Origin of the sequence: Rossellomorea aquimaris, from assembly GCF_001877785.1 — a bacterium.
Taxonomy (GTDB): Bacteria; Bacillota; Bacilli; order Bacillales; family Bacillaceae_B; genus Rossellomorea; species Rossellomorea aquimaris_A.
The window spans coordinates 268,206-292,899 of sequence record NZ_MINN01000074.1 but is presented as its reverse complement, the minus strand read 5'-3'; the positions used below and the strand labels follow the sequence as shown (position 1 = coordinate 292,899).

Annotated in this window: 22 protein-coding genes; 9 read left to right on the top strand and 13 right to left on the bottom strand. The window is 44.8% G+C overall.

Annotation, left to right across the window (positions count from 1 at the left end):
- The first annotated feature begins 9 nt into the window (after nt 1–9).
- The 8 genes from BHE18_RS23570 to BHE18_RS05275 all read left to right on the top strand — a co-directional run bounded on the left by BHE18_RS23570 (nt 10) and on the right by BHE18_RS05275 (nt 9,822).
- Nucleotides 10–909: an ABC transporter substrate-binding protein gene (locus BHE18_RS23570; RefSeq protein ID WP_235860255.1), complete on the top strand. Its 900-nt coding sequence runs from the start codon at nt 10–12 to the stop codon at nt 907–909.
- 148 nt (nt 910–1,057) lie between these two features.
- Complete coding sequence (locus tag BHE18_RS05305; RefSeq protein ID WP_071617574.1) at nt 1,058–1,468, top strand: CoA-binding protein; 411 nt, start codon at nt 1,058–1,060, stop codon at nt 1,466–1,468.
- Between the two features lie 317 nt (nt 1,469–1,785).
- Entirely contained in the window at nt 1,786–3,735 is a 1,950-nt protein-coding gene (parE, locus tag BHE18_RS05300) for a DNA topoisomerase IV subunit B (RefSeq protein WP_141771836.1), read from the top strand.
- Nucleotides 3,736–3,738: 3 nt separating this feature from the next.
- Entirely contained in the window at nt 3,739–6,168 is a 2,430-nt protein-coding gene (parC, locus tag BHE18_RS05295; protein ID WP_071617572.1) for a DNA topoisomerase IV subunit A, read from the top strand.
- Between the two features lie 278 nt (nt 6,169–6,446).
- Complete coding sequence (locus tag BHE18_RS05290; protein WP_071617571.1) at nt 6,447–7,874, top strand: alanine/glycine:cation symporter family protein; 1,428 nt, start codon at nt 6,447–6,449, stop codon at nt 7,872–7,874.
- A gap of 97 nt (nt 7,875–7,971) precedes the next feature.
- Nucleotides 7,972–8,763 (top strand): hypothetical protein, encoded by a 792-nt coding sequence (locus tag BHE18_RS05285; protein ID WP_071617570.1) that lies wholly within the window; start codon nt 7,972–7,974, stop codon nt 8,761–8,763.
- A 40-nt stretch (nt 8,764–8,803) separates the two neighbouring features.
- Nucleotides 8,804–9,274, top strand: a complete 471-nt coding sequence (locus BHE18_RS05280; protein ID WP_071617569.1) for a staygreen family protein — start codon at nt 8,804–8,806, stop codon at nt 9,272–9,274.
- Between the two features lie 98 nt (nt 9,275–9,372).
- The gene (locus BHE18_RS05275; protein WP_083573624.1) at nt 9,373–9,822 is read left to right on the top strand and encodes a PH domain-containing protein; all 450 of its coding nucleotides are present in this window, start codon (nt 9,373–9,375) and stop codon (nt 9,820–9,822) included.
- A gap of 693 nt (nt 9,823–10,515) precedes the next feature.
- On the opposite strand, the gene BHE18_RS05265 is transcribed toward BHE18_RS05275, so the two are convergent.
- Nucleotides 10,516–11,361, bottom strand: coding sequence for an alpha/beta fold hydrolase (locus tag BHE18_RS05265; RefSeq protein ID WP_071617567.1), 846 nt, complete (start codon nt 11,359–11,361; stop codon nt 10,516–10,518).
- A gap of 730 nt (nt 11,362–12,091) precedes the next feature.
- Between BHE18_RS05265 and BHE18_RS05260 the strand changes: the two genes are divergently transcribed.
- Nucleotides 12,092–12,277, top strand: coding sequence for a CsbD family protein (locus BHE18_RS05260; protein WP_071617566.1), 186 nt, complete (start codon nt 12,092–12,094; stop codon nt 12,275–12,277).
- A gap of 54 nt (nt 12,278–12,331) precedes the next feature.
- Here the strand turns inward: BHE18_RS05260 and BHE18_RS05255 are convergent, their stop codons facing one another.
- From BHE18_RS05255 to BHE18_RS05200, 12 genes are all read right to left on the bottom strand, one after another.
- Nucleotides 12,332–13,120: a serine hydrolase gene (locus BHE18_RS05255; RefSeq protein WP_171910657.1), complete on the bottom strand. Its 789-nt coding sequence runs from the start codon at nt 13,118–13,120 to the stop codon at nt 12,332–12,334.
- Nucleotides 13,121–13,128: 8 nt separating this feature from the next.
- Nucleotides 13,129–14,133, bottom strand: a complete 1,005-nt coding sequence (locus tag BHE18_RS05250) for an ABC transporter ATP-binding protein (protein WP_071617564.1) — start codon at nt 14,131–14,133, stop codon at nt 13,129–13,131.
- On the bottom strand, nt 14,130–15,056 hold the full coding sequence (locus BHE18_RS05245) for a C40 family peptidase (RefSeq protein WP_171910656.1): 927 nt from the start codon (nt 15,054–15,056) through the stop codon (nt 14,130–14,132). The genes BHE18_RS05250 and BHE18_RS05245 overlap by 4 nt, the downstream gene beginning before the upstream one ends.
- 19 nt (nt 15,057–15,075) lie before the next feature.
- The gene (locus BHE18_RS05240; protein WP_071617563.1) at nt 15,076–16,158 is read right to left on the bottom strand and encodes a dipeptide epimerase; all 1,083 of its coding nucleotides are present in this window, start codon (nt 16,156–16,158) and stop codon (nt 15,076–15,078) included.
- Nucleotides 16,158–17,096 (bottom strand): S66 peptidase family protein, encoded by a 939-nt coding sequence (locus BHE18_RS05235; protein WP_071617562.1) that lies wholly within the window; start codon nt 17,094–17,096, stop codon nt 16,158–16,160. The genes BHE18_RS05240 and BHE18_RS05235 overlap by 1 nt, the downstream gene beginning before the upstream one ends.
- Before the next feature lie 73 nt (nt 17,097–17,169).
- Nucleotides 17,170–18,792 carry a peptide ABC transporter substrate-binding protein gene (locus BHE18_RS05230; RefSeq protein WP_071617561.1) on the bottom strand — a complete coding sequence of 541 codons (1,623 nt, stop codon included), beginning with the start codon at nt 18,790–18,792 and terminating at the stop codon, nt 17,170–17,172.
- A 35-nt stretch (nt 18,793–18,827) separates the two neighbouring features.
- A complete protein-coding gene (locus tag BHE18_RS05225) occupies nt 18,828–19,841 on the bottom strand; it encodes an ABC transporter ATP-binding protein (protein WP_071617560.1) in 1,014 nt (337 codons plus the stop codon).
- 6 nt (nt 19,842–19,847) lie between these two features.
- Complete coding sequence (locus tag BHE18_RS05220) at nt 19,848–20,801, bottom strand: ABC transporter permease (protein ID WP_071617559.1); 954 nt, start codon at nt 20,799–20,801, stop codon at nt 19,848–19,850.
- Complete coding sequence (locus tag BHE18_RS05215; protein WP_071617558.1) at nt 20,801–21,733, bottom strand: ABC transporter permease; 933 nt, start codon at nt 21,731–21,733, stop codon at nt 20,801–20,803. Before BHE18_RS05215 ends, BHE18_RS05220 begins: the two co-directional genes overlap by 1 nt.
- A 15-nt stretch (nt 21,734–21,748) precedes the next feature.
- On the bottom strand, nt 21,749–22,573 hold the full coding sequence (locus BHE18_RS05210; RefSeq protein ID WP_071617557.1) for a M55 family metallopeptidase: 825 nt from the start codon (nt 22,571–22,573) through the stop codon (nt 21,749–21,751).
- A gap of 191 nt (nt 22,574–22,764) precedes the next feature.
- A complete protein-coding gene (locus BHE18_RS05205) occupies nt 22,765–24,054 on the bottom strand; it encodes a nucleobase:cation symporter-2 family protein (RefSeq protein WP_071617556.1) in 1,290 nt (429 codons plus the stop codon).
- A complete protein-coding gene (locus BHE18_RS05200) occupies nt 24,051–24,650 on the bottom strand; it encodes a xanthine phosphoribosyltransferase (RefSeq protein WP_071618244.1) in 600 nt (199 codons plus the stop codon). The genes BHE18_RS05205 and BHE18_RS05200 overlap by 4 nt, the downstream gene beginning before the upstream one ends.
- Nucleotides 24,651–24,694 lie beyond the last annotated feature (44 nt).

The window sequence follows — 24,694 nt, the reverse complement described above, 5'->3', positions numbered from 1 at the left end:
AGCATACATATGAAAAAAATACTTTCGCCTTTTATCATTCTGCTAGCCGCTTCATTATTGATTGCAGGCTGCGGAAACAACGGCGGCAAAGAAACGATTACTGTATCAGGGAAAATGTGGACAGAACAATTTATCCTCACCCATATCATGGCTGAGTTACTTAAGGAAAAAACAGACCTTGATGTTAAGGTTGACGAAGGATTGGGGGAGGTTTCCATCCTGACCCCCGCCCTGGAAAAAGGCGATATTGATGTGTATGTTGAATACACAGGAACGGGACTGGAAGCTGTGCTTAAAGAACAGGCAGCCGAAGGAGCTTCTGGAGACGAGATTCTTGAACAAGTAAGAAAAGGGTATGAGAAAAAGTTTGATGTAACCTGGTTAAAACCGCTTGGATTTGAAAACACGTACACACTTGCTTACACAGAAGATCAGGATTTTGATGCAAAAACATTCTCTGACCTGGTGCCTCTTTCCAAAGACCTCAGCTTTGGAGCACCGCATCAATTTTATGAACGTGAAGGCGATGGGTATGACGCTTTTTCTAAAGCATACGGCTTTGAATTCAAAGCGAAAGAAAGCTACGATCCGAATATCATGTACGAAGCCGTTAAAAATGGTGATGTCGATATCATTCCTGCTTTTACCACGGATGGAAGGATCGAAAGGTACAATCTGAAGTCAACAGAAGATGATAAAGGTTTCTTCCCCCCATATGATGCTGCACCGGTCATCAGACAGGAAGTGCTGAAAGAGCACCCTGAAGTGGAAGATGTCCTGAACGAACTGGCAGGCAAGATATCTGAAAAAGAAATGAGCGAGATGAATGCCAAGGTGGACATCGATAAGAAAGAACCGAAAGATGTCGCCAGGGAATTCCTCATTTCAAAAGGCTTAATAAAAGAATAATCAAAGATAAAGTGAATCCAATGCAGGGTTCACTTTATCTTTTAGAGACTTATTCGTAAAATTTTGAAAAATAGAGGATATTATGCTATAAAAAGAGAATAGGACTTTAGAACGCTTACACAGATATTCAAAAGGACGGTGCATTTTCATGATTGAAAATCCAACACGTGAAGAAATCGGACAGATACTAAAACAATCCAAGCGGATAGCAGTCGTGGGACTGAGCGACAATCCCGAACGCACTTCTCACTCGGTATCAAAAGCTATGCAGGACCAGGGCTACGAAATCATACCGGTCAACCCGGTCATCGACTCGGCCCTTGGAGTGAAAGCAGTCGCTTCGTTAGAGGAAATTGAAGGACCTGTTGATATTGTCAATATTTTCAGGCGTTCGGAATTTCTGCCTGATCTCGCACGTGAATTTGATAAGATAGATGCAAAAATATTCTGGGCCCAGCTGGGTGTCATGAATGAAGAAGCTTACTCTTTCCTTAAAGAACGAGGCTATACGGTCATTATGGACCGATGCATAAAGGTTGAACATGCTTTAACCAAATAGTTCTCTTCCGGTGCAAGCGGCGTCTACCGCTTGCTTTTTTTCGGACCGCATTAATGTCATGAATTCACACTCTTTTTTAAGTGAAAAACGGGGAAATAGTATGATTTGACTGAGGCCCTTTTCATAAAATTAATTTGCGAAAATGAAATAAAACGCTACAATATAGCATAGTGGTTTACTTGAAATGACGAAAAACAGGTAAACGAACAAATGTTCTTGTGTTATGATAATAAGAGAACATAAAATCCCGTATACGGTTTTATTTACGGGCAGAGAAGTTTGAAAGGGGAATGTTCGTGGCCAACAAGACACAGCCCATGGCTTATAATGATGATGCAATTCAGGTTTTAGAAGGCTTGGAAGCCGTTCGCAAAAGACCTGGGATGTACATTGGCTCTACTGATACAAGAGGGCTGCATCATTTAGTATATGAAATTGTAGATAATGCTGTAGATGAAGCTTTAGCGGGCTTCGGAGATGAAATCATCGTCACCATACATAAAGATAACAGTATTTCCGTACAGGACAGGGGACGGGGGATGCCAACCGGCATGCATAAGATGGGGAAACCCACACCAGAAATCATCCTTACGGTCCTTCATGCAGGCGGTAAGTTCGGTCAGGGAGGATATAAGACAAGCGGCGGTCTGCACGGGGTAGGTGCCTCTGTTGTTAATGCGCTTTCCGAGTGGCTTGTCGTTACGATTGAAAGAGACGGAATCAAATATGAGCAGCGTTTTGAAGACGGAGGGAAACCGGCAACGACCCTTGAAAGGGTCGGCAATACAAAAAAAGCGGGTACACTTATCCACTTCAAACCAGATCCCGGTATATTCAGCACGACTACTTATAATTACGACACTTTGTGTGAACGTTTAAGAGAATCAGCCTTCCTGCTGAAAGGCTTGAAGATTGAAATCAAAGATGAGCGTCATGATCAAAAAGAAGTGTTTCAATATGAGAGCGGCATACAGGCATTCGTACAATACTTAAATGAAGAAAAGGACTCCCTTCACAAGGTTGCTTTTTTTGAAGGGGTTAACCATAACATAGAAGTGGAATTTGCTTTTCAGTTCAACGACGGTTTTTCTGAGAATATCCTGTCTTTCGTCAATAACGTGCGGACAAAAGACGGCGGTACCCATGAAGCCGGTGCCAAGACGGCCATGACCAGGGTGTTCAATGAATATGCACGTAAGACTGGCATCCTTAAAGATCGTGATAAAAACCTTGAAGGGACAGATATCAGGGAAGGTCTCGCAGCCATCGTATCTGTGCGAATACCGGAAGAACTGCTTCAATTCGAGGGACAGACAAAAGGAAAGCTTGGTACCAGTGAAGCGCGTTCAGCGGTGGACTCCGTCGTTTCAGAACATCTGCTTTATTTCCTTGAAGAGAACCCGGATACAAGCTCCCTTCTGATCAAGAAATCGATTAAAGCGGCCCAGGCCCGGGAAGCAGCGAGAAAAGCACGGGAAGATGCCCGCAACGGGAAAAAACGAAAAAGGTCAGAAACCGTTCTTTCCGGGAAGTTGACCCCTGCTCAATCGAGAAATCCTCAGCGGAATGAATTGTACCTTGTCGAAGGTGACTCTGCCGGAGGCTCTGCCAAACAGGGACGTGACCGTAAGTTCCAGGCAATCCTGCCTCTCCGCGGTAAAGTCATCAATACTGAAAAGGCGAAATTGCAGGATATCTTCAAGAATGAAGAGATCAATACCATCATCCATGCCATCGGAGGCGGAGTCGGTCCTGAATTCAACGTGGATGACATTAATTATGATAAGATCGTCATCATGACTGATGCGGATACGGATGGAGCACATATCCAAGTCCTGCTTCTGACATTTTTCTACCGTTATATGAAGCCGCTTGTTGAAGCGGGGAAAATCTATATTGCCCTGCCGCCGCTTTATAAAGTAAGCAAAGGAACGGGAAAGAAAGAAAAAATCGAGTATGCATGGACGGATGAAGAGCTTCAAGGTGCCATGAAGAAAATCGGGAAAGGGTACATGATCCAAAGATACAAAGGTCTTGGGGAAATGAATGCAGATCAATTATGGGAGACGACCATGGATCCCGAGACGCGCGCTTTGATCAGAGTACGGATCGATGATGCTGCACGTGCCGAACGCCGTGTGACCACATTGATGGGAGACAAGGTGGAGCCGCGCCGCAAGTGGATTGAAAGCAATGTGGCTTTCGGATTGGAAGAAGACGGCAGCATTCTGGAAAATGAGAACATTACAGTCCAGGAGGAGGGGTAATATATGACAACAGTGGAAAGATATCAGGATTTGCCTCTCGAAGAGGTGCTTGGCGACCGATTCGGACGATACAGTAAATACATCATTCAGGAACGTGCGCTGCCGGACGCAAGGGACGGGCTTAAACCTGTACAGCGAAGAATTCTCTATGCCATGTATGTGGACGGGAACACGCAGGAAAAAGGGTTCCGTAAATCTGCCAAGACAGTCGGTAATGTAATCGGTAACTATCATCCCCACGGTGATACATCCGTTTACGACGCGATGGTAAGGATGAGCCAGGATTGGAAGGTGCGTAACTTCCTTGTAGAAATGCACGGCAACAACGGGAGTATCGATGGAGACCCCCCTGCTGCGATGCGTTACACAGAAGCCCGGCTTTCAGCAATCTCGATGGAACTGCTCCGGGATATCGATAAGGACACGGTTGAATTCATCCCAAACTTCGATGATACGTCAAGTGAACCCACCGTCCTGCCGTCCCGGTTCCCGAATCTCCTGGTCAACGGTTCCACGGGAATATCTGCAGGTTATGCAACCGATATTCCTCCCCATCATTTGGGGGAAGTGATCGATGCAGCCATCTTGAGGATCGAGAAGCCTCAATGCACGGTCGATGATTTAATGACCGTCATGAAAGGACCTGATTTTCCAACCGGGGGAATCATCCAGGGTGTGGATGGTATCAAAAAGGCATACGAAACAGGAAAAGGGAAAGTAGTTGTCCGCGGTAAAGCTGAAGTAGAAAATATCCGCGGAAGCAAACAGCAGATCGTCATCACAGAAATCCCTTATGAAATCAATAAAGCAAATCTTGTTAAAAAGATGGATGAATTCAGGGTCGACAGGAAAGTCGAAGGGATCGCAGAGGTCCGCGATGAGACAGACCGGGAAGGAATGCGCATTGTCATTGAGTTGAAGAAGGATGCGGATTCAAGCGGCGTACTGAATTATCTTTATAAAAACAGCGACCTTCAAATTTCATACAACTTCAATATGGTGTCCATCCATAACCGCCGTCCAAAGCTCATGGGGATCGAAGGGATGCTGGATGCCTATATCACGCACCAAAAAGAAGTGGTTACAAATCGCACCAAGTATGACTTGAAGAAAGCCAGTGACCGTCAGCACATTGTTGAAGGCTTGATGAAAGCATTATCGATCCTCGATGAAGTGATCGCGACCATCCGTGCTTCCAAGGATAAAAAAGATGCAAAAAACAATTTGATCGACCAGTACGGATTCACAGAAGCCCAATCTGAAGCAATCGTCAGCCTGCAATTATACCGGCTGACCAACACCGATATTACTGCTCTTCGCAGTGAAGCGGAAGAATTGGATAAATTGATTGCTGAATTGACATCTATCCTCGAAAGCGAAAACAAGTTATTGAGTGTCATAAAAAAAGAATTAAAAGCGATCAAGAAACAATTTGCAGATGCAAGAAGGACTAAAATCGAAGATAAAATCGAAGAACTCAAGATCAATCTTGAAGTATTGATCGCAAGCGAAGACGTCATGGTGACGGTTACTCAGGATGGTTACATTAAACGCACGAGCCTTCGTTCTTACAGTGCTTCAAACGGGCAGGACCTCGCCATGAAGGAAACGGACAGGCTGCTCGCCCAATATGAAATGAACACGACCGATGTCCTCCTGGTGTTTACCAACAAAGGGAATTACATTTACTGTCCTGTCCATGAACTGCCTGATATCCGCTGGAAAGACCTCGGACAGCATGTGGGCAACATCGTGCCGATCGACCGCGATGAACAGGTATTAAAGGCCATTCCGGTTAAGGATTTCGCCGATGAACGATATCTTCTGTTCGTCACCAAAAACGGAATGACGAAGAAGACCGAGCTTGCACAATATAAAGCGCAGCGATATTCACGGCCTCTCGTGGCCATCAACCTGAAAGGCGATGATACATTGGTTGATGTTCATCTCACAGATGGCAAGCATGACCTATTCCTTGCCACCAGTCTAAGCTATGGATTGTGGTTCACCGAAGAAGAGGTAAGTGTCGTGGGCCCAAGAGCTGCAGGTGTAAAAGGGATCAATCTTAAAGAAGGGGACTATGTCGTCTCGGGCAAGATTGTGACCAATCCGGATAAGGAGTTTGTCTTCCTTGCCACCCACCGGGGGGCTGCGAAAAAGATGAGAATGTCCGAATTCGAAAGAACAAGCCGTTCTAAACGAGGCGTCATCATGCTCCGTGAGCTCAAATCAAACCCTCATAGAGTGGCTTCAATTGAAATTGTAAATGATACACATGAAGTTGAACTCATCAGCTCAAAAGGCAAGACGGAATATGTCAGGATGAGAGACCTTCGTGCAAATGACCGCTACTCGAATGGTTCATTTGTTATGGATGAGTCTGAAAGCGGAGCTGTAATTCGCAGCATCTTGAATACGATTAAAGATAAATAAATTATAAGCAGATGACTAAGGGTTTACCTTGGTCGTCTGTTTTTTTTATTGAATTATCGGAATCTCTCACAGGTTTTTTGAATGAAAATAAGGATGTCTGCCGTAATAGGCAATCTATCTCAAGCTTCTCAAGCGGATTTTTTATATTTTTACATTAAAATCTCATTAATATTTGATTGGAAATTGTTTATTTGGTAGATTAAAAAAGTGTCGCTGAGGGTAAACATACATAGGTTCAAGCGTTTACATTTTATTACAACTAGAAGGGGGATATATGTATGGAGTTATTTAATTCAATTTTAGGAACTCTGAATGATTTTATGTGGGGGTATATCCTGATCGCCGGCCTCGTCGGTCTCGGTCTTTATTTTTCCTTGCGTACTAAGTTTGTACAGTTTCGTTATATAGCCGAAATGGGACGGCTTCTTACGGACAAAACGACTATTTCCGCCAAAGGGAAGAGGGGGATTTCCTCCTTCCAGGCATTCACCATCAGTACTGCCTCCCGTGTAGGTACAGGGAATCTTGCTGGAGTAGCAACAGCCATAGCAGGAGGCGGGCCGGGAGCTGTTTTCTGGATGTGGCTGATTGCATTGCTTGGCGGGGCAACCAGCTTCATTGAAAGTACTCTTGCTCAAATTTATAAAGTGAATGACGGGAAAGACGGTTTCCGCGGAGGACCTGCCTATTACATGGAAAAGGGCCTGAATGCCCGCTGGATGGGAATTCTTTTCGCCATCATCATTACATTCTGTTTTGGTCTGGTATTTAACTCGGTTCAATCCAACACCATTTCTCTCGCTATGGAAGGTGCCTATTCTTTAGACCGTTTAACGACAGGAATCATACTGGCTGTGCTGACCGCAGTCATCATCTTTGGAGGGATCAAGCGGATTGCAAGCGTCACGCAGATTCTGGTTCCGATCATGGCAATCCTTTATATCATACTCGCGCTCTATATCCTGATTACCAATATCACTATGCTCCCTGATATGTTCGCCATCATTTTTGAAAGTGCCTTCGGACTTAGGGAAGTGGTGAGCGGCGGTGTCGGGGCTGCAATCATGATGGGGATCAAACGTGGTCTTTTCTCAAATGAAGCAGGAATGGGTAGTGCACCTAATGCTGCGGCTACTGCCGGGGTGACGCACCCTGTCAAACAAGGTTTGATCCAGACACTGGGTGTATTTACCGACACGCTGATCATCTGTACTGCGACTGCTTTCATGATCATCCTTTCCGATCAGTACACGACGGGGATCGACGGAATCCAGCTGACACAGGCAGCCCTCAGCTTTCATGTTGGTGAGTGGGCTGATACGTTCGTCGCTGTTGCCATCTTCTTATTTGCCTTCAGTTCGGTAATCGGAAACTATTATTATGGTGAAACCAATATTGAATTCATCAAGTATAGTCCTGTGGCGCTGTTCATCTATCGACTGGCAGTAATAGGCATGGTTGTTTTCGGAGCTGTAGTGAATCTTGACGTAGTTTGGGGGCTGGCTGACCTGTTCATGGGACTCATGGCAGTCATCAACCTTATCGCCATTACTCTCCTTGCCAAAATTGCTCTGGCTGCCCTTAAAGATTACCGGGCTCAGAAGAAAGAAGGAAAAGATCCTGTATTCTATTCCAATTCCATTAAAGGATTGAGGGGTATTGAATGCTGGGATGAAAAACCCGGCACGGAATCAAGGAATCAATAATTCTAAAAACCAACTCTCTTACGGGTTGGTTTTTTTACATACTTTTTCCTTATTTGGTGAAGATAATAGAGAATTATCTTACTGAGGAGAGGACACTATGCGTAAAGAATTATTGTTTGCTTTTGGTGCATTTTTCATTTTGTCCCTGCATGCAATCGCAGGAAACTTTTCAGATGATACGAATGAACAACCGAAGGACACTGAATTGACAATCCATTCTTACACAAAAGATATAACTGGAGATGGAAAAAAGGATGAAATCATCTTAAAGGCTGTTCCATTTTCACCTGATGCCTTATTTCTCAAAGAGGTGTGGGCAGAAATTACAACATCAAACGGAAGTGAGATACGGATCGATTACGATGGCGGCTACGAGCCGAAGATCGAGTTCGTGGATCTGAACCATGACGGAATCAAAGATATGCTGTATTCTGCAGCAACAGGAGGGAGCGGCGGACTATATGACATGGATCTGCACACTGTCGCAGGGAATAAGTTAATTGACCTGGGATTGCCGCCAGGGCCTGTCATACAGGGACAATTTCAAGATGGTTATAAGGCAGCTGTTACATTCACGGATACAAATCAATCATATACGATTGATTTGAGCAGCCGAAAAGATGATTATGAACGGCTGGGCATCTATACCGATGGGAAATTGAATGAACCGATGGAACTGATGGTCCTTCCCGCAGCGTTTTACAAACCTGCCAAAATAGAGGGGAAACAAGGGAAGGGGGTAAAAGGCTATCAGCAAATCAGCGGTGCATATAAGGCTGACGGGATCGGTACTGCCGTTTCCAGCTGGTATTATGAGAATGACAAATGGAATCTTATTAAGATAAAGTGGGTTGCTGCTCCAGAGCAGACACAGAAAATGGGCGATTGACATACACTAATACAGGCCAAATTCTGAAGGAGGCTTTTATATGAGTGAATTCAATCCTGAGAAGTTGTCTGTAACCTACTTGCCGCCGGCATCGATCTTTCATCCTATTGATAATAGAAGATATACATTGACTCATTCTGATACTACCGGGAATCTTTATTTAAGTATCGGATGTCATTATGATTCGCCTAAAATAAATACACAAATGAGGGATGAGGTACTCGCCGAATGGCGCCGTGAACAAGGGCAATATACACTTTGCGGAATGGTATATGTAAGCGGTGGAGAATTTGATGAAAAGCTTTCACAGGTGAGATTCATGATTTTCAAGAAGGAACTTCCGCTGGCACTTACTGCAATCGTAAATGGTGATGACGGTTTCTTCACATATTACCCTTGGCTTCTTGATGCACCTGTGTATATTTATTTCGAGTCTGTCTATGAACAGTTCAATCAAGTCCTTTATTTCGGTACTCCCAGACAATATTTATTAAAACTGAATCCAGCATAAGGAGCTGCTGCTCTTTATGCTTATTTTTAATAATCGCTGTAAATAGTTGAAACCATCATTAATATAATTCGTATAAAGAGTAAGAAGGGGGAAATGGTATGCGATTTAACTCCAAAAAAGGGAAAGTGATGTTTCCTTTACTTATTATTGTATTAATTCTGATGGCGGCATCGTCATTGGCTTCCGTCCTGGATTGGGAGTTCCTGCAGAAAATACCCGGTGCTGACAGCGAGAATGGTCAAGGTTTTCTTTTTGTAACACTGCCAATAATGGGGCTGATCCTATGGTTGATTGCAGCAACTTATTATGAAATAAACGGGGAAGAGCTGAAAATTGCTGCAGGGCCGATTCGCTACAATATCCATATTCATACAATCCGGTCGATCGAGGCATCGAAAAATCCGATTTCAAGCCCGGCATTATCACTGGATCGGTTGAGGATAGACTATAATCAGAGCAATGTTGTATATATTTCACCACAGGATAAAAAGGAATTTACAGAGGAATTATTGAAAATCAATCCGAATATTAGGGTTCATCTGGAGTAAAAGTAGTTTGTTATTATGTAAACTTAAATCAATATGGACGAAGAAGCCGGTATTGGGAAACGAGCCAGCAGATTCAACCGTATTGATATTTTTTTATGAGTATTATGATGATTGATGAATCGGCGCTAAGAAAATATCAGTACGACACGACGGCTAAAAATTAATATGCGGCTTAATAAACAATTTATCAGGACTTTTAATTCAAAATGAAGATTATGAACTGACTAATGTATAACAACATTAAAATTACTCAAATTTTTAATTTTGTCTCAATATTAATAGTATACTTATGATATGAGACTATTTTGATGATTTTTATTTATGTTCCTAGAATTAGTATTATGTAAACTATTTAAAATTTTAGCCCTTTTAAATAACCATAACAACCAGCCGTGTTGACAAGCGACACAAAAGTCTTTTTGAATTGTATAATGGTTTATTTGTTCTATATATATAATGACACAAAACTCCTTAATATTTAAGGAGCTTTGTGTCATAAGTTTCTTAAATTCAGTTGTTCTCATCCATTTCACCATATAAATTCCCCTTTAGAAAACACTTATCCAAAGGGGTAAAACGGTGCAGTTTTTTTTTAACGGATAATTTATTTTAAATCCACTGACAACCTAAGCTCCTTATTCAACTACCCTGCGTCCAGAAAATCATATTAAACAGTTTTTTTAAACAATCATGTTATCGCGTGGAACTGACCTTTATGACTGATTCGATTATTATGCCCCAGTCTGCAGAATGGATTTCATGCCCCGTACCTTCAAGACTCACTAATTCCGCATGAGGAATGGCTTTAGCAAGAGCCCTGCCATGTTCAAACGGAAGCGCCGGATCATCTGTTCCATGAATGATAACTGTCGGCACGTCTATTTCTTCCATACGATCCAAGTACTCCTCTCCACCACCAAGCAGTATATAATTGAACCGGCTTTGTATTTGTTTGGCGCGGCTATATTCTCTTTCAGCCAGAAGATACATTCTCTCTTTTTCAAATGGTTTGGCACCAGATAGAGTCTTCCAGCCCTCTGCAAGGTAAGTGATGGACGATTCCCGGTCTGACCAATCAACCGAAGCACTCTTTGAATGATGATCCAATATACACTGGTTCATCTGCGGAAGTTCAGCCTGGGCTGTTCCGAATACACTTGATGCAATAATCGAAAGGCTTAGAATGCGTTCAGGATTCTTTACAGCCATAATCTGTCCGATCATCCCGCCCAGAGACATGCCTGTGACATGAGCCTTCTGGATCGAGTAGGCATCCAGGATACCAATCGCATCGTCTGCCAGATCTGTAATTGTATAATTGGATGTCCCTTGTTCGTAAACCGTTGATTTTCCCAAATCACGATTATCGTATCGGATGACGAATCTCCCTTCGTCAGCAAGACGCTGACAGAACTCCTCATCCCACCAATCAAGTGAGGACATTGCCCCCATAATCAAAAGTACGGCTGGATCCTTTGGGTTTCCAAAGCTCTCTGTATTGATTTCCACTTGGTTTATTTTCAGTAATTGTTCTTTCATGTTCTATCTCCTCCGTTATTTTTATTTTCACATCGCGCTTAGTGAGGCGCAGATCAATAACCTCTCAACGGAGTACTTTGGCCTGCACCTTTAATTATCTGAGTTTGATCCACTTGATAACCATGACGTGACGGCCTCCTTTTCATTATTTAATTATCATAATATTCATACATGTTGATTCTATCATATTTTTCCTTAATTTAACATAATTCTTTATAGATCAATTCATTTAACGCTATCCTTAATATTTGCGAGATAGGATTAATACAAAATTCTATACATCGTTAATGCATACACGTTTCGGCTTTTTGAAAATCCTGTTAGCTTAAAATAATGCTTATTAACTGTGTATTTCCGTTTCCAGCTGCCTATTGATCTCCTTTTCACATTATTCTTACGCACTAATTAGTTGACATAACGCGGAGGCCATCACTGTAATCACTTCACTGTCCTCATGCCTTCTACGCAAAATTTCACAATCTCCTCAGCTTCTAAGGTGTATTCTCCATCCCTGACACCACCTTATTCATCGTAAATCCACCATGAGAACAAACGTTCTTACGAGCGATTTTTGGCACTTTTAATGAAATTAACTTTATAAGCAAGCAAAATAAAGTTGAGATAATCTATAAATTTTACATAAATTGCTACCACCGATTTTGTTTAATTTCTCTTCCAATCGGTTAATGATAAAACATGAAAACAAATTAAAGAAATGAGGTAGATTTCAATGGATGAAAAAAATAAAGATCAAGTTAAAGGAAAACGCAAGCAAACGGAAGGCGATTTAAAGAAAACCTGGGGTAAACTTACAATGGACGATGAAAAGATCGCCGAGGGTGAACGTAAAAAAGATAAAGGTAAATTCCAGGAAAAAGTCGGCGATGTAAAAGAAACCTTCAAAAAGAACTGGTAACACATACAAATAAAACAGGCGTGTCTCCCGTTCACATGGGAGACACGCCTGTTTTCAGGTTAATAAGTAATCATTCAGGCATTTTCCAACCTTCATGATTAACCCGCTCCCTTCGGAGCTATCCTTCAATTCATCTATCAATACCGCAGCATATATTGTTTGATGTTTATAGCGGATAATGGCACAGTCATGTTCGACACCGGGAAGTTCACCCGTTTTATTCGCCGTAAATACCACATTACGGTCCATGCTTCCGGGAAGCTTCTGGTAAAATTGCTGATTTTGCAGAATCCGGAGCATTGATTCCCTGCTGTTCAATTGAAACAGATCGTCGTTTTCCATAGCTTTTAAGCATTTTACCGCATCGGTTGCAGAGATATGGTTATCGACCTCCATTTCCAAGGCTTCAAAATCCATCAGCCTCCGATTTAATTTTGTTTGCTCCAGACCGAGCAATCTGCACATTCCATTGACTGAATCCATCCCCATGCGATTGATAAGCAGATTGGATGCCGTATTGTCAGAAACGATAATCATTAAGGTCAGCAGGTCATGAACCGTCACCTTAGTATGAGGTGATAAATGACTGAGCACCCCCGCCCCTCCCACTTTATCCTCCGGAGTGACGGGAATGACCTCATCAAGCTCCAGCTTCTTTTCCTGGATCTGTCGGAACCCTTCCAGTAATATCGGGAGTTTGATTAAGCTTGCAGCTGAATATGGAACGTCTGAATTCATTTTTAAGGTGTGTGCAGGCAGTTCAATATATAAACTGATTCTGCCTTCCACACCCTCAATCAATTCATGTATCTGTTCTTCCAGGATCTTCTCTTTCTCTTTCATCCTATCCATTACCTCGTTGCAGCCACTTCATCGGTATCTTTCCGGATAGTCTTATCATACAGATGACAAGCTACAAAATGATCCTTCTCAGCCTCATGCCATTTCGGCACGGTTGTCGCACAGGCTTCCATGGCTGCAGGGCATCGGGTGCGGAATACACAGCCGCTCGGCGGATTCATGGCGCTGGGAATTTCCCCTTTCAGGATCATTCTCTCACGCTCATCCTCTACATCCGGATCAGGTATGGGTATGGCTGACAGCAATGCCTGTGAATATGGATGAAGAGGTTTTTTATATAAATTACTGCTCTCGGTCAGCTCGACGATATGTCCGAGATACATGACACCGATCCGGTTGCTGATATGCTTAACCATTGAAAGATCATGGGCGATAAATAGGAATGTCAGCCCCTTTTCTTCCTGAAGCTTTTTAAGTAAATTGACGATCTGGGCCTGCACGGATACATCCAGGGCTGAAATCGGCTCATCAGCAATGATGAATTCCGGGTTAAGTGCCAGGGCGCGTGCGATACCGATCCGCTGCCGCTGACCGCCGCTGAACTCATGTGGATAGCGGTTTGCGTGATCACGGTTGAGTCCGACGTCTTCAAGCAGCTGATAAATCCGTTGGAGCTGTTCTTTTTTGTCTTTATACAGCCCGTGTGCTTCCATCGGTTCTGCTATGATTTCACGGACAGTCGACCTGGGATTCAGCGAGGCATACGGATCCTGGAAGATCATCTGCATTTTGCTGTAAAACGAACGTTTTTCTTTATCAGTCAGCGTATGGACGTTTTTTCCGTTGTAAGTGACTTCTCCTTCTGTTGCATCATAAAGTCCGATAATTGTCCGGCCTGTAGTGGATTTACCACATCCTGATTCACCGACCAGTCCAAATGTTTCACCCTTGTAAATATCGAAGGAAACATCATCGACTGCCTTCAGCACCTTGCCTTTTTCAAGAGAAAAGTATTTTTTCAGGTTCCTGACTTCCAATATCGTATCTTTTTTCATGAAGCATCCCCCGCATCCTGCCAATAGCGTCTTGCTGCACAAAGCTCTTTTTCATAATATGTCCCTTTAATCGTAATGATTTCAATCGTCTTTCCGGTATTTGGGGAGTGGATCATCTTACCGTCCCCATAGTAAATCGCGACATGATGGATGCTGCCTTTCCCTTCTTCATATGCGAAAAACAGAAGGTCCCCCGGTTTTAGTTCATCCAGAGGTACACCCTTCCCTTCTTTAGCCTGGTCCCCGGCATCCCGCGGAATGACATACCCGTTTGCTTTACACATCGAATAACTGAATCCTGAACAGTCAAATCCATAACTGCTCATGCCTCCCCATAAATAAGGGAGATCTAGGAATGCTTCCCCTGAACGCACGATATCAAGACCGCTCCCTTTTTGATCACTGACTGCTGATGAGGAAATATATACATCCTCCCTCTTCACGTAGCGAGTTCCAAGTGGAGTGGACACTGCCAGCTGGTCACCTTCTTCTTTTTCGATAGAAAGAGAGGTGAGGAAACTTAATACCATTTCTCCCTTATCATCTTCAGTTACAAGGTCCGTGAATTCTGCCTTTACAATGGCAAAGGAATTTCCTTCAGTCAGCGCATTACTTTCACCGAGCTGTACGGAAGGGACCCAGCCGGGATAGCCGCGCTTATCCTTGGATGATGCCTGGTCAGGGACAATGATGTGTGACCATCCTTCCCTTTCTTCAAGAACCAGTACCTCCTGCCCGAATAAGACCTGCGTCTGAATCCGGTTTTCATCACAGAGGGCAAGTCTTGTTTCATGTGTTAAGGAATCCAGCCATTCCGTTATATACACAGGATTCGTCAAAGCGGGAGCATCGATGTCCCTTGCTGAATCCGGTGATGTCCAAACCGTTGCCACCCCTGCGTTGACTGCTGCTTTTTCTCTCATATGTATACCTCCTATTGCATCAATGTATTTGCACTGCTTTGACACCGAGTCCCGGAGAGTCCGGGAATGTGATGGTTTTCCCATTGTATTGAATCCCGCCTGCAATGATGTCGGTTGACAGCATGAGCGGGGCATCGAAATCAAATCGTGTGATATTCTTCTTGCTTGCTGCAAAATGGGCAGCAGCTGTAATGCCGAGGCGGGTTTCGATCATACTGCCCACCATGCATTCCACTCCGCAAACTTCCGCGAGATTGTTGATCTTCTGAGCCTGGTAGATCCCCCCGGCTTTCATCAATTTGATGTTGATCAGGTCTGCACTCCTGGTTTTAAGGACCTGGAATGCCTGCTGCGGTGTAAATACACTCTCATCAGCCATGATGGGCGTATCCACATTATCCGTTACCTTCTTCAACCCTTCAATATCATGGGCGGGAACAGGCTGCTCCACCAGTTCAATAGTTAAATTCAAATCTTCCATCTTCCGGATTGCCCGGACGGCCGCTTTTGCTTCCCAGCCCTGGTTTGCATCGAGCCTGATTTTTACGGAGTCCCCGATTACCTGCCGGATAGCCTGGATTCGTTTGATGTCTTTTTCGATTTCATCTTTACCGACTTTTATCTTCAGGACATCGAATCCCCTCATGCTGTACAGCAGGGCATCTTCGGCCATTTCTGCAGGACTGTTCACACTGACGGTATAATCTGTTTCGAGTTTGTTCCGGTATCCTCCCAGGTATTGATAGAGCGGAATGCTGCTATACTGTGCAAGACAATCATAAATGGCCATATCCACAGCCGCTTTGGCACTGTTATTACCTACGAGAAGCTTATGCATCTCCTGAAATATAGATTCATGGTTTAATACGGATTTCCCAATCAATGCAGGCTTCAGGAAGTGCAGGACGGCAGATTCGATGCTATCGAGACTGTCTCCTGTTATCACCAGGGTAGGAGGTGCTTCCCCCCACCCGTTTATCCCATTATCACAAATGATATTGACCACGATGGCTTCAGCGGTATGCACCGTCCGGAGAGCCGTCTTGAATGGGGTGTGCAATGGTACTGCTGCACGAAAGGTTTCGATTTGTGCTATTTTCATCAGGCTTCATCCTCTTCCTTTATGCCGCTTTCGACAATGAATGATTGGGTGGATGTATCGATCTTTCCATAAGAGCCGACAGGAACGGCAAGACTTGGAGAAGAATGACCGATAAAGAATCCTTTAAGAGCCGGCTTACCTGCTTTTCTGATATACTCATCGAATAATTCATCCAGCGTAAGGGATTCCTTTCTTTTATCTGGTTCGCAATTTTTGAAATCCCCGATGATGATTCCCGCTGCATCCCTGAATTTCCCGGCCATCTTCAGCTGGTTAAGCATCCGGTCGACTTTGTAAGGTTCTTCATCAAGATCTTCGATGAAAAGGATTTTTCCTCTGGTGTCCACTTCATATTCCGTCCCCAATGTACTCACCAATAAGGTGAGGTTCCCCCCTGTGACCGGACCGCCTGCCTTTCCTTCCACTACAACTTCCACAGGGGAGAACGGCGGTGAGAACTCCACAGGTTTACTCTCGAATAACTGCCTGAATGTTTCCTTGGTCTTTTCATGGACATCCTTCAGCCCGACATCCGAACTCAGCATCGGCCCATGGAAGGTCACCAGCCCTGTGTTTTGATGGATGGCCGTATGCAGGAAAGTAATGTCACTGTATCCCCAGAAAATCTTCGGGTTATTAGCAATCAATTCATAATCCAGTTTCGAGGCGATCCTTCCTGTACCGAAACCGCCGCAGGCACAAAAGACGGCTTTGACTTCAGGATCAAGGAACATTGTATGTATATCTTTAACTCTTTCTTCGTCTGTACCGGCCAAATAGCCATTTCTTTGGTGGAGTGATGAACCAAGCTTCACCTTCAGGCCCAAATCTTCTAAAAAGGAAAGAGCTTTACTGAGCGATTCCTGCTTCGGGGGGCTTGCAGGCGCAATCACACCAACCGTATCTCCGCGTTTAAGTTTCCGCGCTCTTAACACCATTTTTTTCACTCCTTCAGTAGAAAAAGAGGGAGAGACTCTATAAAAGAGTCATCTCCGCTCCTTTTTTATCTTCTTATTTTTTGTCTGCCCATTTTAATTCCATGTATCCAACAGGGTGACGGACAATCCCTGATACATCTTCGTTTTGCAAGTATACATAATTATAGAAGTGAATAGGGATGATCGGCATATCTTCCATTAGGATTTTTTCTGCCTTATACATCAACTCAAATCGTTTTGCTTCGTCTGCTTCATTCTTTGCCTGTTTGATCAGGTTGTCATACTCTTCATTGCTCCAGGCTGTACGGTTCATCGAATGCCCAGACTGGAAGTTTTCAAGGAAGTTGATCGGATCACCGTAATCGGCAAGGAAAGAGCTTCGGGATAATTGGAACTTCCCTGCTTTCTGCTCATCTTGAAACACATTCCATTCCATATTCGCCAGTTTCACATCGACATCCAGGTTTTCCTTGAACATTTGCTGAAGTGCCTCAGCGATTTTCTGATGAGTATCACTTGTACTGTAAGTAAGTGTCACTTCAGGAAGTTTGTCGTACCCTTCTTCTTCCATCCCTTTCTCAAGAAGTGCTTTTGCTTCTTCGACGTTGGTCTTTACAAGGTCGCCGCTCGTTTCACGGAAGTCGTTTCCGGATGGATCTTTAAACCCGCTTGATACAAAACCATACGCAGGTTTTTCTTTGTTCTTCGTTACAAAATCAACCATTTGCTGCTGATCGACAGCCATCGCGAATGCTTTTCGGATGTTTTTATTTTGGAAAGGTTCCTTATCCAGGTTGAAACGGTAGAAATATGTTCCTGCCTGATCTTCTACATTCACTTTACCTTCTTCAAACAGTTGTTTACTCAAGTCGGCTGGTACGTCTGCCGTATCAAGTTCACCGGTTTTATATAACTGATAATCGGTATTGGAATCATTGACCATTGCCCAGTTCACTTTATCAAGCTTCACGGAGTCGGCATCCCAATACTGGTCATTCTTTTCCATTACAAAATGACTGTCATGCTCCCATTCAGTCAACTTGAACGGCCCGTTTGCAACGAACGTATCCGCTTCTGCGAACCATTCAGGGTTTTCTGTTGCAACCTTTTCATTGATCGGGAAGAATGCAGGGTTCGAGATGACACTTAAGAAATAAGCCTGAGGACTTGTGAGCGTCACTTCGAATGTCTTATCATCCACTGCGTTTACTTTCACATCGTCTGCAGGTCCTTCTCCGTTATTGAAAGCCTCACCGCCTTCGATGAAATAGCCGAGGAATGCAGCTGGCGATCCGGTTTCAGGGTCTAGTAATCTCTTCCATGCAAACACGAAATCTCCGGCGGTTACATCATCCCCGTTTGACCATTTGGCATCTTCACGGATATGAAAGGTGTACACTTTCCCATCTTCAGACACATCCCATTTCTCTGCCATGGCTCCTTCCGGCTCATGGTCGGCATTTAAGCGGGTAAGTCCTTCCATCAAGTTGTTCAGGGCAGTCCAGGAGTACGAATCAAATCCGATTGGCGGGTCAAATGAAGTCGGCTCGGCGCCGTTATTCAAATACAACACCTTCTCACCGCTGTCTTTTCCATCCTTGCTGTCCGATTCTTTGCCTGCATCCTTTGTTGCTGTACAGGCTGCCAGTACAAATAAAAGCAGCCCTGTCAGAAAAATTGATAATATCTTTCTCATGTTCTTCCCCCTCTTTGTTTTTTACTATCATTCTATCAGCGTATGTTATAACTGATAGTTGAAAGCATCGCTTTTGCACGTGGATCCTGGAGCCAGCAATCGACATGGTGGTCACCTGAAAGTTCCGTTTTAGCAGGATATACCCGGTCGCAGACTTCCATCGCATAATCACAGCGGGCAGCGAATGGACAACCTGCCGGCGGTGAGAATAAATCCGGCGGTGAACCCGCTATCGGTATAAGTTCAGCTCCATCAAGGTCGAGTCTCGGAACCGATTTCAACAGGCCTTTTGTATAAGGATGCTGAGGATGATAGAAGATTTCCCTTCTCGTTCCCTCCTCGACGATTTTCCCGGCATACATGACAGCGATCCTGTCTGCCACCTGGGCAACGACTCCCAGGTCATGTGTGATCAAAATGATGGAGACACCTGTCTTGCGCTGGACTTCTTTAAAAAGTTCAAGGATCTGCGCTTGAATCGTTACATCGAGTGCAGTCGTCGGTTCATCGGCTATCAAGACATCCGGCTGGCATACGAGGGCCATCGCAATCACGATCCGCTGCCTCATCCCGCCGCTGAATTGATGTGGATACTGCTTCAGCCGTTCCTCTGGGTGAGGGATGCCTACAAGATTGAGCATGTCAACCGCTTTTTCGGATGCCCCTTTTTTAGAGATGCTCTCATGCTGCATAATCCCTTCCATGATTTGCTCACCTATCGTGAGTGTCGGGTTCAGGGCCGTCATCGGATCCTGAAAGATCATCGAGATATCTTTACCTCTGACACTTCTCATTTCCTTTTCCGACAGGTGGAGTAAATCCTGCCCATTAAATTCGATCGATCCGTTTGTTATCCTCCCCGGTGGATCCGGGATCAGTCTCATGATGCTTTGGGACGTTACGCTTTTCCCGCACCCGGATTCACCGACGATGGCAAGCGTTTCTCCTTTATTTAAATGAAAGTTCACGCCGCGGACCGCTTTGACCTCCCCTCCATAAGTAGTGAATGATACATGAAGGTCTTGAACGGCCAATACTCTGTTTTTCATCGTTGTTTACCTCCTCAGCTTTGGATCGAGTGCATCCTGAAGCCCGTCACCCAGCACATTGAATGAAAACATCGTCAAGGATATGAACAATGCCGGAAAGAACAATCGCCACCAGTAGCCTGATAGAATCGTAGATAATCCGTCATTTGCCATGACGCCCCAGCTTGCATACGGCGCCTGGATGCCCAGGCCGAGAAAGCTTAGGAATGCTTCAGCGAAAATGGCGCTCGGCACCGTCAGGGTCATCTGTACGATGATCGGTCCCATTGTGTTGGGCAGCAGGTTCTTGCGGATGATCCTTGCCGTTTTAGTGCCGAACGTTTTCGATGCCAGGATGAACTCGTAGTTCTTGATTTGGAGCACCTGTCCCCTGACGATCCTGGCCATTCCGATCCATCCGGTGACCGTCAAAGCCACGATGATGGTGGACAGCCCCGGTCCCATGACGACCATCAATAAGATAACGACAAGCAGGTACGGGAGTCCGTAAAGGATTTCAACTATTCTCATCATCACGTTATCCGTCTTCCCGCCTTTGTATCCGGAGATGCCCCCGTAAATGATTCCGATGACAAAGTCGATCAAAGCGGCCATGAAACCTACAAATAAAGAGATACGGGCCCCATACCAGGTCCGGGTGAATACATCCCGTCCCAGATCATCCGTCCCGAACCAATGATCCCCGGAAGGCGGCAGGTTCTGGCTCGCAAGCGTCTGCTTTGTGACGTCATGGGGTGAGATGATGGGTCCGATGACGGCCATTGTAATCAATAGGGTCAAGAACACGAAACCGAGCATCGCAAGTTTATTCTTAAGGAGCCTGTGCCAGGCATCCTGCCAGTAGGAAAGGCTGGGACGTACAACGGCTTCCGCTTCCCCCTTATTTTTTTCTTTTGGGATGAACCATTTGTCCAATGATTCATCCGATAAATTGGTACCTTGTTGTTGAGGAGCACCCATTATTTCGCCTCCTTCTTATGCAGCTTGATGCGCGGATCCAAAAAGCCGTATGCAAGATCGACCAGGAAGAGCATGGCAATCAGGAATGCACTATAGAATACGGTGGTACCCATGATGACAGGGTAATCACGCTGATTGATGCTCTCTACGAAATATTTGCCCATCCCGGGTATCGCGAAGATCTGTTCGATGACGAAGGTACCTGTCAGAATGCCGGCAGCCAGTGTACCGAGGACGGTGACAACAGGAAGCAGTGCATTGCGCAGTGCATGCTTGACGACGATTTTAAATGGTGACAATCCTTTTGCTCTTGCAGTCCGGATATAGTCCTGTGTCAAGACTTCAAGCATGCTCGAACGGGTCAGACGGGCGATGATCGCCATCGGACCGGTTGCAAGTGCGAGGGTTGGCAGGATCATATGTTTCCAGCTGGTCCATGTGGCAACCGGGAGTATCTCCCAGTTAACAGCCACCTGCTGGATCAGCATTGTCGCCATGACGAAGTTCGGGATCGAAATACCAAGTACCGCAAATGTCATGGCCATATAATCAATCATACGGTTGTGACGGAGTGCGGCCAGTATACCGAGGATGATCCCTGACAGTACCGCTATCACAAGCGTGATCATACCCAGTTCAAAAGAGATCGGGAACCCCCTGCCCAGCATATCGTTCACGGTTTGTGAAGGCTGGGTGATCGAGGGGCCGAAATCCAATGTAACAAGTGATTTTAGATAAAGTGCGTATTGAATCAGTAAAGGTTCGTCAAGATGATAGTGCGCTTCCAGGTTTTTCTGTACCATTTCACTGGTATTTCTTTCTTCATTGAAAGGGGAACCAGGAATGGCATGCATCAGGAAAAAGGTAAGTGTGACAATCAGCCACAATGTAATGACCATGGCAATAAGCCGTTTAACCAAGTATGTACCCATTAATTTTCACACTTTCTAACAGAATGTCGTTTTCATTGCCAGTTCGGTCATGACCACCATCGCCCGGTAGGCTTCCAAGATGTCCTTTGCCTTAAAGCGGACGGTCGTCGTGCCCGGGTCGTGAACGGTTCCGGGCATCATACTTGCCCATTCTGCCTGTCCATAGTTGGCAAATTCAATTTTGAGTTCAGGGTGATCAGGCGGGATGAGCGGTTTGACATTTTGACGATTTTGCAATGCTTGTTCCGTTTTTTTCTTTAACAGCTCCTGAGATTTTGCCGGTGTAAGACTCTTTGCCACTGAGCGGGAGATTGTTTCCTTCACAACGGCAGTTGTCACATTTGGTATGAGTTCCTCTGCTTCCAGTGCGGCCTGATCATCACCGGCAACCAGCAGGACAGGGACACCGAAGTACCCGGCAACATAAGCATTGAAACCCATTTCTCCGACAGCTTTATCGTTTATGTACATATGCCTCACACCGAAAATCATCGAGTGGGACATGACCCCCTTCATCGATGCCCTTGCATGATAACCAATAAAAAAAGCACCTTGGAACGTTTCATCCAGCCCTTGTACCATCGAATATGGCTTTACTCCTCCGGATATCAACTTCGCTTCAGGGTGCAGCTTTTCAATTAACAGATTGTTCATTTGAGAATGGCTGTCATTGACTAACACCTCACTGCATCCGCTGTCAAAAGCGGCATGAATGACAGCATTGGCTTCTTCTGTCATGATGGCTCTTCCGCGTTCGTAATTGTGTCTGGCTGAGTCAACATGTGTGTGATCCACCAGCCCTGTTATTCCTTCCATATCCACCGACATGTAGATATTCATATTCATATCACCTCCTTCATAGGAAAAAATGTTTAAATTTTCTTAATATTATAGATATAATTTCAGAATATTTCAATAACATTTCAATCAAAAAGGAATATATTCCTAGAATTTACACCAGGAGGAAACACCTTTTTTCCTAGCACACAAAAAAACCCGGAGCATGATTACCCATGCCCCGGGTTACCTATTTATGATGCCTTCTGTTCTTTTAATATAAACTTGGATTCCTTTTTTCTCGCCGCGTTGAAAAATACATTTAAAAATATTGCTGTCAGGCTTCCAGCCACGATGCCATTATCCGTCAGAATCCGGATGCTCGAAGGCATTTGGGCAAATAGCTCCGGCACAGCTGTCACCCCGAGACCCATTCCGACTGAACACGCAATGATCAAGAGGTTTTCCTGCGAGGAAAAGTCTACCTGGCTGAGCATCTTGATGCCATAGGCAATGACCATCCCGAACATCGCCACCATCGCCCCTCCGAGAACCGGTGCGGGGATAATGGTCGTCATCGCGCCTATTTTTGGTACAAGTCCGAGGACAACAAGGAATGCTCCTGTCATATAAATGATGTGATTCTTTTTGACGCCCGATAATTGAAGTAACCCTACATTCTGCGAATACGTGGTATAAGGGAACGCATTGAATAGACCCCCGAGGACGATGGCCAGCCCCTCGGCCCGGTAACCCCTTGCAAGATCCTTTTCTTCCACGTCTTTTTTACAAATATCAGCCAGGGCAAAGTATACTCCAGTCGATTCTACAAGACTTACTATCGCGACAAGTATCATCGTCAAAATCGCTGAAAGTTCAAATGTCGGAAGTCCGAAATAAAAAGGCTGTGCCATATGGAACCAGGAGGCATTGCCGACTTCACTCACATCGACCATCCCCATAAAAGAAGCAGCCACGGTTCCTATGATCAACCCTGCGAGAATGGAGATCGAGCGGATGAAACCTGTGAAAAACTTGTAAAGGACCAGGATGATCAGTAAAGTTCCGAAAGCCAGCGACAGATTTGTCAGAGACCCGAAATCACTGCTTCCTTCACCGCCGGCCATATTATTCATGGCAACCGGGATGAGTGTGATCCCGATGATTGTGACAACCGATCCCGTGACGACAGGCGGGAAGAATCGGACCAGTTTTCCAAAGTACTTACTGATTACAATGACGAATACACCCGACACTAGAATGGAGCCGTATATGGCTGAAATTCCGTACTGACCGCCGATCGCAATCATCGGACCGACGGCTGTGAAGGTACATCCGAGGACTACCGGAAGGCCTATGCCGAAAAAACGGTTTTTCCAGACTTGAAGTATCGTTGCTATTCCACACATGAAAATATCAATCGAAACGAGATAGGTGAGTTCTTCCCCTGTTAAACCCAGTGCGCCTCCGACGATAAGGGGAACGATGACCGCTCCCGCGTACATGGCAAGGACATGCTGGATGCCGAGTGATACATTTTTCATGAATGAGCCGCCTCCTCTACTACACTTTCTTTAAATGAAATAACCCCATTTTCGAGTGATTTTATTTCTGCCAGTGATTCAACGCGGAAGCCTTTCTCCCTTAACAGTTTCCCGCCATCTTGAAAGGCTTTTTCAATCACAATTCCGATTCCGGCAATATTTGCTCCTGCCATTTCTGCAAGTTCGACAAGACCAAGAGCCGCTTGTCCATTTGCCAAAAAGTCATCGATGATAAGGACATCGTCACCGCCGTGTATGTATTTGCCCGATACAGTGATCGTATTTTCTTCCTGTTTTGTGAAGGAATAAACCTTCGCAGTGATCAGATCTTCCGACTGTGTCAGCGATCTGCGTTTGCGTGCGAAGACCATCGGCACCCCAAGTGTCAATGCAGCCATCAATCCAGGGGCGATGCCGGATGATTCGATGGTCAATACTTTTGTAATGGATTGATCTTTGAACCTTTCTGCGAATTCTTTTCCCACCGCGTCCATCAAAACGGGATCCACCCCATGGTTTAAAAACGAGTCCACCTTCAGGACCTGATTTGATAATACGGCACCCTCTTCAATCATTTTCTTTTTCAATAATTCCATCTCGATCTGCTCCCTTCGGATCATAACTGTCATAATAAAAAAAC

Bases quoted from the DNA above. Each gene is read 5' to 3' on its own strand.
- BHE18_RS05255 (WP_171910657.1), bottom strand. From the start codon at position 13,120: ATGAAAGAGAAAGAGAAGATCCTGGAAGAACAGATACATGAATTGATT.
- BHE18_RS05275 (WP_083573624.1), top strand. From the start codon at position 9,373: ATGCGATTTAACTCCAAAAAAGGGAAAGTGATGTTTCCTTTACTTATT.
- BHE18_RS05285 (WP_071617570.1), top strand. From the start codon at position 7,972: ATGCGTAAAGAATTATTGTTTGCTTTTGGTGCATTTTTCATTTTGTCC.
- BHE18_RS05240 (WP_071617563.1), bottom strand. From the start codon at position 16,158: ATGAAAATAGCACAAATCGAAACCTTTCGTGCAGCAGTACCATTGCAC.
- BHE18_RS05245 (WP_171910656.1), bottom strand. From the start codon at position 15,056: ATGAGAGAAAAAGCAGCAGTCAACGCAGGGGTGGCAACGGTTTGGACA.
- BHE18_RS05230 (WP_071617561.1), bottom strand. From the start codon at position 18,792: ATGAGAAAGATATTATCAATTTTTCTGACAGGGCTGCTTTTATTTGTA.
- BHE18_RS05290 (WP_071617571.1), top strand. From the start codon at position 6,447: ATGGAGTTATTTAATTCAATTTTAGGAACTCTGAATGATTTTATGTGG.
- BHE18_RS05225 (WP_071617560.1), bottom strand. From the start codon at position 19,841: ATGAAAAACAGAGTATTGGCCGTTCAAGACCTTCATGTATCATTCACT.
- BHE18_RS05215 (WP_071617558.1), bottom strand. From the start codon at position 21,733: ATGGGTACATACTTGGTTAAACGGCTTATTGCCATGGTCATTACATTG.
- BHE18_RS05220 (WP_071617559.1), bottom strand. From the start codon at position 20,801: ATGGGTGCTCCTCAACAACAAGGTACCAATTTATCGGATGAATCATTG.
- parC (WP_071617572.1), top strand. From the start codon at position 3,739: ATGACAACAGTGGAAAGATATCAGGATTTGCCTCTCGAAGAGGTGCTT.
- BHE18_RS05200 (WP_071618244.1), bottom strand. From the start codon at position 24,650: ATGGAATTATTGAAAAAGAAAATGATTGAAGAGGGTGCCGTATTATCA.
- BHE18_RS05280 (WP_071617569.1), top strand. From the start codon at position 8,804: ATGAGTGAATTCAATCCTGAGAAGTTGTCTGTAACCTACTTGCCGCCG.
- BHE18_RS05305 (WP_071617574.1), top strand. From the start codon at position 1,058: ATGATTGAAAATCCAACACGTGAAGAAATCGGACAGATACTAAAACAA.
- BHE18_RS05210 (WP_071617557.1), bottom strand. From the start codon at position 22,573: ATGAATATCTACATGTCGGTGGATATGGAAGGAATAACAGGGCTGGTG.
- BHE18_RS05260 (WP_071617566.1), top strand. From the start codon at position 12,092: ATGGATGAAAAAAATAAAGATCAAGTTAAAGGAAAACGCAAGCAAACG.
- BHE18_RS23570 (WP_235860255.1), top strand. From the start codon at position 10: ATGAAAAAAATACTTTCGCCTTTTATCATTCTGCTAGCCGCTTCATTA.
- BHE18_RS05205 (WP_071617556.1), bottom strand. From the start codon at position 24,054: ATGAAAAATGTATCACTCGGCATCCAGCATGTCCTTGCCATGTACGCG.
- parE (WP_141771836.1), top strand. From the start codon at position 1,786: ATGGCTTATAATGATGATGCAATTCAGGTTTTAGAAGGCTTGGAAGCC.
- BHE18_RS05265 (WP_071617567.1), bottom strand. From the start codon at position 11,361: ATGAAAGAACAATTACTGAAAATAAACCAAGTGGAAATCAATACAGAG.
- BHE18_RS05250 (WP_071617564.1), bottom strand. From the start codon at position 14,133: ATGAAAAAAGATACGATATTGGAAGTCAGGAACCTGAAAAAATACTTT.
- BHE18_RS05235 (WP_071617562.1), bottom strand. From the start codon at position 17,096: ATGGTGTTAAGAGCGCGGAAACTTAAACGCGGAGATACGGTTGGTGTG.